Here is a 12,613-nt window from a genome sequence, read left to right as displayed (position 1 = left end):
CGAGACCGTTCTTGTGGCTCGAAGGCTCAATCGAGCGGCAGGCACCTTGGCTGCGTCGGTGCTCGCCGACAGCGCCGTAGAGCATTACCGGGGTTCGTTCAAGAACAAGGCCATGCTCATCCCGCTCGTGGTCGCCGGGCTGACGCTGACAATGAGCCTGCACGGCACGGCAGACAGGCGCCCGGTCGCGCATCAAGCGCGTGATACGTCGTACTTGTTGGCAGCTGCCACCGGCCTGCTTGGGACAGGCTTTCACGTTTATAACGTGACGAAGAAGGTGGGTGGGTGGAGCTGGCAGAACCTCTTTTACGGTGCTCCCCTCGGCGCACCCATGGCCATTCTGCTCTCGGGGTTGCTGGGCTTTTGCGCGGAACGGGTGCGCTCCAATGGACGCCGCCGCCCGCATCGGGTCTTCAACCTGCCGGCCGGCGAGATGATCGCGACGGTCACGGCACTGGGGCTGCTCGGGACGACTGGAGAAGCTGGGCTGCTCCATTTTCGCGGAGCCTTTCACAACCCCTTTATGACTCTTCCCATCACTCTTCCGCCCATCGGGGCCGGCCTGCTCGCTGGTGCCGCGTTGAACGGCGAACGACGGGCACGCCGCCTCGCGCGATGGTGGATGCGGTTGCTCACCGGGATGGGCTTTGCGGGGGTCGGCTTTCACGCATACGGGATCTCGCGAAACATGGGCGGTTGGCGCAACTGGAGCCAGAATATTCTCAATGGACCGCCGCTGCCGGCGCCGCCAAGTTTCGCAGGTCTCGCATTGGCCGGGCTCGCCGCGCTCGAGCTGATGAAGGAGGCATGCGATGCTTGAGCGGAAGAGCAAGCGGGCTGCAGGCGACCCATACCCTGGTTATGACGTCCTCGCGAAATGGCGGAGCCCATCCTGGAACGACAAGACCAGGGAGGTGATTGCGGCCCGTTTGAAAGCAGCTGGCGAGCCGCAATTTCTGACCGCGGACGAGTTCGAAATCCTCACGGCTGTCGCCGATCGCATCGTGCCGCAACCTGCGTCGAGATCGCCTGTTCCAGTTGCTGCGCTGCTCGATCAGAAGCTGCAGGGGGGCGTCTTGGACGGCTATCGCGCAGCTGGCCTGCCGCGCGACGGGGAAGCTTGGCGAAGGGGACTGAGGGCCCTTGATGCCGAGGCCAGAGCCCGCCACGACCGTGGCTTCGCAGCAATCGCCGGGTCCTATCAGGACGATCTTCTAAGGCGCTGCGAGGCGGACGAATTGAAGTCGCCCGCGTGGTCGGGCATGCCGTCGCGGACGTTCTTCAAACATCGTCTGCTACGCGACATCGTTCTTGCCTACTATTCCCATCCGATGGCCTGGAGCGAAGTGGGGTGGGGCGGCCCCGCCAGCCCGCGCGGCTACGTCCGCCTCGATTTCAATGATCGCGATCCCTGGGAGGCGGCCGAAGCCAAGCCAGGCCGGGAGGCTGACGCTCTGAGGATCAATCGCAATGTCCGATGATCCCCGGCATAGTCCCCGTGCCCGCGACGGCCGCGCACCGGACGTGTTCCGGCCCGGCGGCTGGGTCAGCATGAAGCAATACGCCTATCAAGAAAAGGTCGACTTCGTGATCGTCGGAACCGGGGCCGGCGGCGCGACGCTCGCCTGCAAGCTGGCCGAATACGGATTCTCGGTGGTGGCCCTCGATGCCGGCCCTTACTTCCGGCCCCTTGAGGATTTCGCCTCCGACGAGTCCGAGCAGACCAAGCTTTATTGGACAGACGACCGTATTGTCGATGGTGACAATCCCTTGCAGCTTGGAAGCAACAACAGCGGGAAGGCCGTCGGAGGCTCGACGGTGCATTTCGCAATGGTATCGCTCCGGTTCCGGCCGGAATGGTTCAAAGCCAGGACCAAACTTGGCTACGGTGCGGATTGGCCGATCGATTGGCGCGAGATGTGGGCTTACTACACGGAAGTCGAGCAGGCCCTCAAAATCTCCGGCCCTGTCAACTACCCCTGGGGACCGCCGCGTCCGCGCTATCCTTATCGCGCCCATCCGCTCAATGCTGCTGCCCGCGCGCTCGCGCGCGGCTGCGACGCCCTTGGTATCGGCTGGACCGAGACGCCGCTCGCAACCCTCTCTGCGCCGCGCGGCCTCGCACATCCTTGCGTCTATCGCGGCTTGTGCGTGACCGGTTGTTCGACGAATGCCAAGCAAAGCGCGCTCGTGACTTGGATTCCGCGTGCTCTGTCTGCCGGCGCCGAGATCCGGGATCTCGCCATGGTCGGCCGGATCGAGACCGACGCGAATGGCCTCGCCGTCGGTGTTCACTATCACCGCCAGAACCAGTGGCGCTTTCAGAAGGCGCGCAACGTGGTGGTGGCCGGCTACGCGATCGAAACACCGAGGCTCCTGCTGAATTCGGCGACCGACAAGTTTCCGGATGGCCTGGCAAACAGGTCCGGACTTGTCGGCAAGAATCTCATGGCACAGGCAAACCAGGCGGTGTGGGGCGAGATGGACGAGGAGGTCCGCTCGTACAAGGGACCTCCGTCCCTCGCCATCACCGAGCACTGGAATTACGAGGATGAGGGCAAGGATTTCTTTGGTGGCTACGCTTACATGAGCCAGGGCCCCCTTCCGCAGCTATGGGCCAATACGCAGGCGACGGCGCATGGTTTGTGGGGGACGCGACTGGTCGAGGCGATGAAGCGTTATAACCACGTCGTGGGCTTGAAGATTGTTGGGGAGATGCTGCCTCAGGAAAGCAACCGCGTCACGTTGGCCGACGAAGTCGATCAATACGGGCTGAGAATTCCGCGCGTGACCTACTCCTGGTGCGACAACGACAAGCGCCTGATTGATCACTCCGTCGCCTTCATGAGCCGGGCTCTGGGCGCGATCGGTGCAAAAGACTTGTGGGTGCAGGAGGACGACACCTGTCATCTCAACGGTACGGCCCGGATGGGCGATCGGCCGGACAACAGCGTCGTCAATGCGGACTGCCGCAGCTGGGACATCCCTAATCTCTGGATTTGCGACGGCTCCGTGTTTCCGACCGTGGGCGGCGCGAATCCGTCCCTGACAATTCAGGCGATTGCTTGCCGCACGGCGGATCGAATTCGGGCTCTGTCCCGAGTGGGAGAGATCAGATTGAATTAGGAGGATACCGATGAGGCACAAGCTCCTCAACGACAGCGCGCAGCGAACCTTTGCAGTCATCCTCGACAGCGGCGACGAGGCGATGGAAAGCCTCAAGTCCTTTGCGGCGGCGCAGCGGATCTCCGCAGCCCAAATCACCGGCATCGGAGCCTTCAGCGGGCTGGTGCTGAAATACTTCGATTGGGAGAAAAAGACATACCTCGAGAACCGCGTGGACGAACAGGTGGAGGTCGCTTCGCTCGTCGGCGATATCGCGGTTTCGCCGTCGGGCGAACCTTCCGTGCACATCCATCTCGTTGTCGGGCGGCGCGACGGCACCGCTCTCGCCGGCCACCTTGGATCGGCTCGGGTGCGCCCCACTCTCGAGGTGATCGTAACCGAAAATCCCGCGCATCTTCAGAAGGCGCACGATCCCGTGACGGGGCTGGCGTTGATCAAGCTGGAGCGATGACAATGCAGAGCATCGGTCGCACAATGTGGGCCATCCCGGAAGGCTATATCCCAAGCGACAGCGTCAGCGACGCGCACGATCTTGTGTCGCATGAGGCGGCGTGCTTCCTGAACACGGGCGATCGCGACGCGGACGTTCGGATTACGCTGTTCTTCGAGAACAGGGCTCCGGTCGGCCCCTACCGGGTGAAGGTGCCGGCCAAGCGCACTCTGCATCTCCGCTTCAATGATCTGACCGACCCCGCTCCGGTTCCGCGCGACACGAGTTACGCTTCAATTATCGAGGCGAGCGAGCCGGTGATCGTTCAGCATACCAGGCTCGACTCGCGCCAGCCAGCAATGGCGCTGCTGTCGACCATTGCCTACCCGGCAGTACCGGAGTGAGGAGATGTCCTAATGAATGGCGAAGCGAGCTTGCATGAGGGGCCGGTCCGTCCCCGCCCGGTTGTCGTGGTCACAGGGGCATCCGCTGGGGTTGGCCGGGCCATCGCCCATCGTTTCGGCCGCGCCGGTTACTCCATCGGTCTGATCGCCCGAGATGCGGAAGCCCTCGAGGATGTGCGGCGCGAGATCGAGGACGTCGGAGGACGGGCGATTGTGATGCCTCTGGATGTGGCGGATGCCGGCGCCGTCTTTGCGGCCGCGGACCGCATCGCATCGACGCTGGGTCCGATCGACGTCTGGATCAACGACGCGATGGTGACGGTGTTCTCTCCTGTGTGGCGCATGACGCCCGATGAATTCCGCCGTGTCACTGAGGTCACCTATCTCGGATTCGTGCACGGAACGATGGCGGCTCTGCGCCACATGCGGCCCGCGAACAGGGGCACGATCATCCAGATCGGATCGGCGCTGGCCTACCGCGGCATTCCACTCCAGTCGGCCTATTGCGGGGCCAAGCACGCCATTCGCGGTTTCACGGATTCGCTGCGAAGCGAGCTGAGGCACGAGGAGAGCAGGATCGATTTGATGATGCTCCAGCTGCCGGCGGTCAACACACCGCAATTCGATTGGGCGAGGGCGCATATGCCGCGGACGCCGAGGCCGGTGGCACCCGTGGTCGAGCCCGAGGTCATCGCGAATACTGTGTACGGTGCAGCTCAAAGGCCGGCGAGGGAGTATTGGATCGGTTTCAGCACCCTAAAGGTTATTCTAGGCAACATGATCTTGCCGGGGCTGCTGGATCGCTATCTCGCACGAACCTGTATCAGCGGCCAACAGACGGATCGCCCGATCGATCCAAGCCGGCGGGACAACCTCGATCAACCCGTACGCGGCCTTCATCGCACCAGGGGGAGCTTCGCTTCGGAGGCGGTCGATAGCGCTTTTGCCGGACCGGCAAGCATGCTGCGGATTGCTCCGGTCATGGCGCTGTTGGGAACAGCTGCGTTGGCGGTGGTGGCTGCACGGGCGTCTCGAAGCACGAGCAGCGGACATCGTCGACGTCAACGCGGTGCGCGACTTGGATGAGAGATTCCCAGTGCCGACGAAATCCATCGAGGATTATGGCCTGATTGGAGACGGCCAGACGGCTGCCCTCGTGCATCGCGACGGTTCGATCGAGTGGCTTTGTTGGCCTCGCTTCGATTCGGACGCCTGCCTTGCCGCCTTGCTCGGCACGGACGCGCACGGTTGTTGGAAGCTCGAGCCGGTCGAAGCCGGCACTTCATCGCGTCGCCGCTATCGCACGGATACGCTCATCCTCGAGACGGAGTTTGAATTGACGACAGGTCGTATCCGTCTGATCGATTTCATGCCGATTGAGAACAATGCTTCCACCTTGATGCGGATCGTTCAGGGCCTTGCGGGAAAGGTGAAGTTGCGCAGCGAGCTGGATCTACGATTCGACTATGGATCCTTGAGACCTGCAGTTGAGATCGATCGACAACAGGCCGTCGCCTTCGTGGGACCGGATCTTGTCGTTCTGCATGCACCGGCACAGCTCTCGCAGCAGGGCTCCTGCATCGTATCGGAAGTGGAGGTGAGTGAAGGGGAGGAGATCGCATTTTGTCTCCGATACGGCAGCGCAACGGGTGCGCCGCCTCCGCCGCTTGCCGCCGCGGCAGCTCTGCGCAAGACGGAGGAATATTGGCTCAATTGGATTGCGAAGTTCTCGATCCAAACGCGGTGGCCCGAGGCCGTGAGGCGCTCCCTTCTGACACTCAAGGCGATGATCTTTCGCGCGACAGGCGGCATGATTGCCGCTCCGACCACGTCGCTTCCCGAGGCCCCGGCCGAGGATCTGAATTGGGACTACCGCTATTGCTGGCTGCGCGATGCGGCGTTCTCGGCGACGGCCCTACTTGACGCCGGCTATCTCGATGAAGCTAAGGCGTTCCGCGATTGGCTTCTCCGCGCTGCAGGTGGCGAACCTGACAAGATCAGGATCATGTACCGGGTCGACGGCTCGCGTCGCTTGGAGGAATGGACCGCATCCTGGCTGCCGGGGTTCAGAGGCGCGAAGCCGGTGCGAATTGGAAACGCCGCCGCGGCGCAGCGACAGGTCGACATCTACGGCGAACTCCTGGATTGCGTGGCTGCCGCAGCGAAAGCGGGCGTAGCGCCGACCGAACGTGAAGCCGATCTGCTCGCTTCCGTAATTGCTCACGTCGAGCGGGTCTGGAATGAGCCGGGCCATGGCCTGTGGGAAGTGAGAGGGGAGCCACAGCACTACACCTATTCTAAGGTCTCTGCCTGGGCCGCGGTGGATCGGTTCGTTCGCCGCCGTGATCTTCACCAGACGGCGGACGACTCGTTCCTTGAGCGGATGACCGGACTGCGGAGCCGAATGCATGGTGAAATATGTGAGAAGGGATTTGCCCCCGGACGGAGGACGTTTGTGGAATACTACGGGTCTGATGGACTGGATCCGAGCTTGCTGAAGCTCCCTTTGGTGGGATTTTTGCCTGTCACGGACGAGCGCGTCGCAAGGACGATCGCCGCGATAGAACGCGAACTGGTCCACGAGGGTTATGTCCACCGTCGGTCGTCAAGCGCAATCCGTCAGGGTGCATTCCTTGCGTGCAGCGGATGGCTTACGGAATGCCAGCTCATGCAGGGAAGACGCGCAGAAGCTGAAAGGACCTTCGAGCATCTCTTGCGAGCCCGCAGTGACTTGGGACTTTTGGCCGAGGAGTTCAACGTCCGGGATCGACGGCTTGCTGGCAATTTTCCCCAGGGATTGAGCCATCTGGCGTTGGTCCGCGCCGCTCTTCGATTCGAGGACAAGGCTTCGAACCGGGGTGATGGACATGGAAAATAGTCGTACGTGTTAAAGAGGAACCGCGGCGGTCCGACCGCGTAGTCTCCCCAGAGCCGGGAGCGGTTCCAGTCGGTCCCCGGGATTGCCGAGAAACACCACCAATGCTGGATGGTCAGGCGAAGAGCCCTCTTCCTCTGCGGTCGATTGCCCTTAAAGGCCTCGGGCCGACCGTGGCTGCATCGAACAAGCTGTTGCGTTGCATTCCAAGCTCGGAGCTGACTGCGCTTCGCTCGATTGGGACAGACATCGAGCTGAAGCCCCGTCAGGTCCTTCATCATTGGCGGTTGCCGATGGAGCACGTCTATTTCCTCGCAAATGGGCTCGTGTCAGTCTCCGCCAAAGTCGAGTCCAGTCGCTTTGTCGAGGCGTGGTTGGTCGGCTCCGAGGGCATGATCGGGGCCCCTTCCGTGCTGGCGCCGGACGATCCCACGCCGCCGCACCGCCGCGTCGTTCAGGTGGGCGGAACGGCGCTGCGAATTCCCGTGGCCGCTTTCCACGCAGCCCTTACCGACCTTGTGGTTCTTCGCGGCATGATCCTTCGTTACATCAACCTTGTCTTGTTTCAGACGGCGCAAGTGGGGGCCTGCAATTCGCTCCATTCGGTGAAGCAGCGACTTGCCCGCTGGCTTCTCGTTGCGGCAAACGCGATGGACTCCAGCGAATTGCCGATCACGCATGCCGTCTTAGCTCAATTGCTCGGGATACGTCGTGCCAGTGTCAGTGAGTGCGTCGAAACATTCGAACAGGCTGGGATCATCCGCAATACACGGGCCGCCATAACTCTGGTCGACCGGGGTCAGCTGGAGCAGCTGGCATGTTCGTGTTCTGGATTGATACAGCGCGAGTATGATCGGCAGATCGGCCGTTGCCTGCAAGAGTAAAGATCATATTGCTGGTTGGGCCTGACGAACCGCGTTCCACGGCAAGGGAGCTGGCTTGATGCCCATTCCTGCCAGCTGACGGCAACCACGACTTCCAAAAGAGAAAAAGAAGTCTCAATTGGAAGAGCCGGTTGTCGTACCAAACACCGGCCTCGGTGTCGCTTTGCATGTACCGTCTGCGGGTCTCGAACTTGCCAGACGCCTTTCGTTAGAACGGTGCGACCCCCTCCAGAACAACAGGAGGCCGCCCATTTTGAGAGAGCCTACGAGCCCGTGCTGCCATTCATCACGGGACCGAACAACTCCCACGACTTACCATTGAACTTCATGAGTTGAAGTTGCTGAACGGGGGCGAAATCGGACGCGCTGGTGCTGATTGTTATTCCGCGCAAAAGCAGGCCGGGATCGAAACTCTTGAGATTTGCTGCTTTTCATGACGTTCTTACGGGTGAGATCGTCTCCGCAAGCCTTGAGCACGTGAACGAGCGTACGCGCAACTATATCCAACGGTCGCTCCGGCATCCGTCTTGTTAGCTTCTGGCATGTGCTTGTCGAGGAATGCGGCCCAAGCCTTCGAGTCGGGCTGGTTCAACCATTTCGGATCGGTCTCGTCTTTCATGTAGGCCGCCGAAATGAGGCCCTTGGCATTCTCCAGACCAGCTGGCTTGAGAACAGAGCCGACGGAGGCGCTTAGATTGTTCAGAATAAATAAGGGATCCCATTTGAGTTGACGCACCTCTTTGATCGACTGCGGGGCGAATTTGGGCGTTGCGATCACAAAAAGCGTATCTGCACCGCTCGCTTTCAGATTGACGATATGCGACGAAATCGTCGGCTCAGACACCTCGTAGCTGTCCTTCGCAACGATCATGCCTGACTTATTTCCCAAACCGTCGCTTAGCCCCTTCAAGTAGTCCTTGCCGTAGTCATCGTTCTGATAGAGCACGGCGATCTTCGCGCCAGGCTTTTGCTGCATGATGTATCGAGCGTAGATGCGGGCCTCAGTCTGATAGCTCGGCTGCCAACCCATGGTCCAAGGGAAATGCTCAGGATTTGCCCATTTTGTTGCTCCCGTTGCTACGAAGAGTTGCGGAACCTCCTTTTGATTCATGTAGTGTTGGATAGCGCTGTTCGTCGGCGTACCAAGTGAATTGAAGATCAGCAGTACGCCGTCGCTTTCGACTAGCTTGCGCACCTGCTCAACCGTCTTTGGTGGGCTGTAGGAGTCGTCGTACGAGATAAAGTCGATTTTCTGCCATTGATGCCACCCTCGTCGTTCACCTTACGGAAATAGGCAGCTTCAACACGCCCGATAATTCCATAGGCAGAGGCTGGTCCGCTATAGGGCATGATGTTGCCTATTTTAATCTCCGCGTCAGTCGCGCCCGTGTCGTAGTTCTTATCAGCCGCCTCGGCGAATCCCATCGAGGCGGCGAGGGAAATGAGCGCATGGTGGTAGTAATCATCTGTTACACTCCTTCGAATGACCCCTGCATTTTGATGACGCAAGATCGCTAGGCCGCCCGGCCAGTCCGACCCGCATGTCGCGAAAGCCAACCGATTTTGGGCGGCCGCCGAGGCGGATGCCCCTCAACTGTTCGCGGAGATGCTGCTGCGGCGCCCAGTTGCATTGAACGAATTGAAATGGAGGTCGTTTGCTTCTCCAAAGGGAGATGTCGTTATGGTCCCGCACTGGCTCCACGTTCTCGCGCTCGGTTGTTTGGTCCTCGGATTTGCATGCGCGATTTTCATCGCGATCGACACAATGCGCCATCCGCAGCGGATGTGGATCATGAATCTTGTCTGGCCGGTCAACGGTCTGTTCGGCACCGTACTGACCTTGTGGCTGTACTACAGGTTTGGGCGCCTCGCGGCACGCGATGCGACTAAGGTCAAGCCATCAAACGGAAAAAAGGCCACCCCATTTCCTGTCATGGTCGCCAAAGGTGCCATGCACTGTGGAGCCGGATGTGCTCTAGGGGACATTATCGCTGAAAGTCTCGCGCTCGCATTTCCAATCATTGCGATTTGGGCTGGTTGGAAAACCCTGTTCTCAGACAAAATGTTTGCGGTCTGGATCGTAGACTATCTCTTCGCTTTCTTGCTCGGCGTCGCTTTTCAATATTTCACCATCAAACCAATGCGCAACTTGTCGCCGATGGCGGGGATTGCTCAAGCCGTGAAGGCAGACACGTTGTCCCTGACCGCATGGCAAGTCGGCATGTACGGCTTCATGGCGATTGCGCAGTTCGTGATCTTCAGGAATGTCTTCAGTGTAAGGCTGGAGCCGTCAATGCCAGAGTTCTGGTTCATGATGCAGATCGCGATGATCGCGGGATTTCTCACGAGTTATCCTGTGAATTGGTACCTGATAGAAGCCGGCGTCAAAGAGCGAATGTAGGATTGGTGAACTCCGCGCACGTGTTACGGAGCGCAACCGAACCCTTGGCCGAAAGTTCGCCGACCGCTTTCTTGTGGTCTGCTGCAGCATATTCTCGCGATTACATTTAGCTCCGAAAAATTAGGGGCTTGTTTGTCGATGGCATTAGCTTTCACACGGGCCTTTTGGGGGATGGCTAGGTGCCTCGTCGCTGATGGTCGGTGCAGCGGTACTCGGCCTTGGGCTGCTCAGCATTGCCATGCTCGCTGCTAGTTTCTCTCGAACGTCCTGAAGGGCTGTCGAATGCGCTCGGTATGCGTGCGGTCGGAAGATCGGCCGCATGTATTTTCGGATTGTGGAGCGCTATTGCGGAACTCTCGGGCGTTGGGGCGATGATGGGAGCGGCGTTTCTTGCTGGAGAATCGCCAGGCGGTGTAGCGAAGAACGCCGTTGGAGCTGGCGCATCGTCGACGATGGTAGTCGACACGATGCTACATGAATCTGTCCAAGGCGATCCGAAAACTTACGGCAGTGCCGGTTGTCGTCCGACTTTTGGCCGCCTTTGCGCTCTCCAACACTGCCGGCCCGGGCCGGTGAGGGCATTGAACATATTTCGGAAGCGCGGCCAGCCCGGCGCACATCTGGCGTTGAGCGCCGGGCACCTTGCCGCGAGATCGGCGAGTTACCACCGATGATGCGCGCGGATTACACCGTGATGATGATGGCGATGGGATCTTGGAGCCCAGCCGTAGCTGTGACGCCATGGGTGTACGCGCCGGACCGTATATTCCCGCGGGCTCGGAGCGGACCAGCCGTAGCTGTAACGCCAAGGGCGCGGTCCCCAGGCGTACGGTCGGGGGCCCCAGCCGTATCTGCCCCAGTAAGGCGTATAGGCGTACGCTGGATAGTATCCACCATATCCGTATGGGCGGTACGCATAGCCGTAGCCGTAGTATGGCGGCTCATAATAGTAGGGGCCAGCAATGGCGGAGCCGATTAACGCTCCAGCAAATAATCCCGCGCCGATCCCCCAGCCGCCACGCCAGCGCACCTGCGTGACATTGTCCTGCTCCGCCGACGTGTGCTCCGGCGAGCGCGCCGCTGCCGAGAGCGCTGTCAATGGTGCGGCCTGCGTACTGCAGAGTGGAGAGATCGCGATCAAACCGGTGAGAGAAAGGGCAAGTGTGAGTCTCCGCATCTGTGGCTCCTGTGATTTCAGAGTGCGGTCTCAACCTCAGCCTTCGATCTCGGTTTCTAGAGTCAAGAGCCGCGGACACTATGTCGCGCCGATCGCCGATGGCAGATTGGGGAGTGTACGACACCGTACCAACTACAATACCGCTCGCACGGTTTGAAGGTGTTCTTGATCAGGTGACCTGCTTACTCTCGCGCTCCAAGAAGGCCTCGACATAGATCATGCGGACGGCAACAAGCAAGACGGCCATCAAAGGCGTGGCCACGATCAATCCGATCAGACCAAAAAGCGTCCCCAGGACCGTCTGGGAAAGTATCGTGAGTACCGGCGGGAGAGAGAGCGTCCTTTTCTGAATCCAAGGTGCGATGACATTTCCCTCGATGAGCTGGATCGACAAGAACATTAGAGCGACCCATGCCGCTAAGGTGGGAGACTGAGCCAGAGCGACGAGGATCGCCGGTAAGGCGCCAGCGAGCGCTCCGATGTAAGGCACGAAGTTCAGCAGCCCGGCGAGCAGAGCCAATGAAAGCGCCAGTGGCGAGCCGATAAGGAAAAGACCCAAGCCAAGAAGAAGTCCCACGATCACCATGTCGATTAATTGCCCGAGAAACCAAAGCCTGAGCGTAGAACCAAGCTCCCGAGCAACTTCCCGGCCACGAGGCCGCCAAGTGACAGGAAGCAGACGCAACGCGCCTTCAAGGTACAATTGCGGCGATGCAGCCAGGAATATTGCCGTCGCCCCCACAACGACAAGAGTGCCGCCGATACCTAGAACCGAGCCGATGACACCCGGGACGTAGCCAGTCAGGCCGGCTCGCAGAGACTTTCCGGCTATTTGTAGCTGTTGAGCAAAGATCGAGCCCCATGAGCTATCTTCCAGCTCCCTCCATACTCTCTCCAGCTGAGTTCTCAGTTGCTGACCGATTTCGTCGGCTTGAGCGAATATAGCGCTCCCGCGCCACCAGAGCAGTGCACCGAGAACGAGACAAGTGATGATAATGACGCAAAGCAGGGAAGTGTAATGATCCAGACGCAATGCGCGCTGCACCGCGTTGCTTGCTCCGCGTAAAACGCAAGCAATGACGACGGCGCTGAACGTGAGCAAGAGAATGTCACGGAGCAACCAGATTGACGCAGCGAGAAAGAGGCCGATCGCGCTTACTCGGAGGGTGCGCTCAATATGTCGGACGTGAGCTGTCAATTTGCCTTCCATTGCTCTCCTCACCGCATTGGTCACGGTCCAAACTCGGCTTCTCCCTTGGTGCACAGGCGAGTAGTCAAATATCCACGAAAGCCGGCGCCACCCTCAGACTGAGCTG

General features: G+C 60.0%; 10 protein-coding genes and 1 pseudogene. 9 read left to right on the top strand and 2 right to left on the bottom strand.

Translation table 11 applies throughout. The features are described 5' to 3' along the window. Positions 1-46: 46 nt before the first annotated feature. The 8 genes from QY049_RS24275 to QY049_RS24240 all read left to right on the top strand — a co-directional run bounded on the left by QY049_RS24275 (position 47) and on the right by QY049_RS24240 (position 7,719). Positions 47-820 carry a hypothetical protein gene (locus QY049_RS24275; RefSeq protein WP_301269999.1) on the top strand — a complete coding sequence of 258 codons (774 nt, stop codon included), beginning with the start codon at positions 47-49 and terminating at the stop codon, positions 818-820. Then, positions 813-1,481 carry a gluconate 2-dehydrogenase subunit 3 family protein gene (locus tag QY049_RS24270; RefSeq protein WP_301269998.1) on the top strand — a complete coding sequence of 223 codons (669 nt, stop codon included), beginning with the start codon at positions 813-815 and terminating at the stop codon, positions 1,479-1,481. The genes QY049_RS24275 and QY049_RS24270 overlap by 8 nt, the downstream gene beginning before the upstream one ends. Next, positions 1,471-3,126: a GMC family oxidoreductase gene (locus tag QY049_RS24265; protein WP_301269997.1), complete on the top strand. Its 1,656-nt coding sequence runs from the start codon at positions 1,471-1,473 to the stop codon at positions 3,124-3,126. Before QY049_RS24270 ends, QY049_RS24265 begins: the two co-directional genes overlap by 11 nt. A 10-nt stretch (positions 3,127-3,136) precedes the next feature. Further along, a complete protein-coding gene (locus QY049_RS24260; RefSeq protein ID WP_301269996.1) occupies positions 3,137-3,577 on the top strand; it encodes a PPC domain-containing DNA-binding protein in 441 nt (146 codons plus the stop codon). Beyond that, complete coding sequence (locus QY049_RS24255; RefSeq protein WP_194403727.1) at positions 3,574-3,960, top strand: sensory rhodopsin transducer; 387 nt, start codon at positions 3,574-3,576, stop codon at positions 3,958-3,960. Before QY049_RS24260 ends, QY049_RS24255 begins: the two co-directional genes overlap by 4 nt. A gap of 12 nt (positions 3,961-3,972) precedes the next feature. Next, positions 3,973-5,046, top strand: a complete 1,074-nt coding sequence (locus tag QY049_RS24250; protein WP_301269995.1) for an SDR family oxidoreductase — start codon at positions 3,973-3,975, stop codon at positions 5,044-5,046. After that, a complete protein-coding gene (locus QY049_RS24245; protein WP_301269994.1) occupies positions 5,039-6,838 on the top strand; it encodes a glycoside hydrolase family 15 protein in 1,800 nt (599 codons plus the stop codon). Before QY049_RS24250 ends, QY049_RS24245 begins: the two co-directional genes overlap by 8 nt. Before the next feature lie 101 nt (positions 6,839-6,939). Next, positions 6,940-7,719, top strand: a complete 780-nt coding sequence (locus QY049_RS24240) for a Crp/Fnr family transcriptional regulator (protein ID WP_301269993.1) — start codon at positions 6,940-6,942, stop codon at positions 7,717-7,719. A 263-nt stretch (positions 7,720-7,982) separates the two neighbouring features. On the opposite strand, the pseudogene QY049_RS24235 reads toward QY049_RS24240, so the two are convergent. Then, positions 7,983-9,144: pseudogene (locus tag QY049_RS24235) on the bottom strand (ABC transporter substrate-binding protein). Between the two features lie 256 nt (positions 9,145-9,400). Between QY049_RS24235 and QY049_RS24230 the strand changes: the two are divergent. Beyond that, positions 9,401-10,120 carry a DUF4396 domain-containing protein gene (locus QY049_RS24230; protein ID WP_301269992.1) on the top strand — a complete coding sequence of 240 codons (720 nt, stop codon included), beginning with the start codon at positions 9,401-9,403 and terminating at the stop codon, positions 10,118-10,120. 1,346 nt (positions 10,121-11,466) lie between these two features. On the opposite strand, the gene QY049_RS24220 is transcribed toward QY049_RS24230, so the two are convergent. Next, positions 11,467-12,507, bottom strand: coding sequence for an AI-2E family transporter (locus tag QY049_RS24220; RefSeq protein ID WP_301269990.1), 1,041 nt, complete (start codon positions 12,505-12,507; stop codon positions 11,467-11,469). Positions 12,508-12,613 lie beyond the last annotated feature (106 nt).

The organism is Bradyrhizobium sp. WYCCWR 13022, from assembly GCF_030435535.1.
Taxonomy (GTDB): Bacteria; Pseudomonadota; Alphaproteobacteria; order Rhizobiales; family Xanthobacteraceae; genus Bradyrhizobium.
This window is presented reverse-complemented; position numbering and strand designations above follow the sequence as displayed.

Bases quoted from the DNA above. Each gene is read 5' to 3' on its own strand.
- QY049_RS24270 (WP_301269998.1), top strand. From the start codon at position 813: ATGCTTGAGCGGAAGAGCAAGCGGGCTGCAGGCGACCCATACCCTGGT.
- QY049_RS24265 (WP_301269997.1), top strand. From the start codon at position 1,471: ATGTCCGATGATCCCCGGCATAGTCCCCGTGCCCGCGACGGCCGCGCA.
- QY049_RS24260 (WP_301269996.1), top strand. From the start codon at position 3,137: ATGAGGCACAAGCTCCTCAACGACAGCGCGCAGCGAACCTTTGCAGTC.
- QY049_RS24255 (WP_194403727.1), top strand. From the start codon at position 3,574: ATGACAATGCAGAGCATCGGTCGCACAATGTGGGCCATCCCGGAAGGC.
- QY049_RS24250 (WP_301269995.1), top strand. From the start codon at position 3,973: ATGAATGGCGAAGCGAGCTTGCATGAGGGGCCGGTCCGTCCCCGCCCG.
- QY049_RS24240 (WP_301269993.1), top strand. From the start codon at position 6,940: ATGCTGGATGGTCAGGCGAAGAGCCCTCTTCCTCTGCGGTCGATTGCC.
- QY049_RS24230 (WP_301269992.1), top strand. From the start codon at position 9,401: ATGGTCCCGCACTGGCTCCACGTTCTCGCGCTCGGTTGTTTGGTCCTC.
- QY049_RS24220 (WP_301269990.1), bottom strand. From the start codon at position 12,507: ATGGAAGGCAAATTGACAGCTCACGTCCGACATATTGAGCGCACCCTC.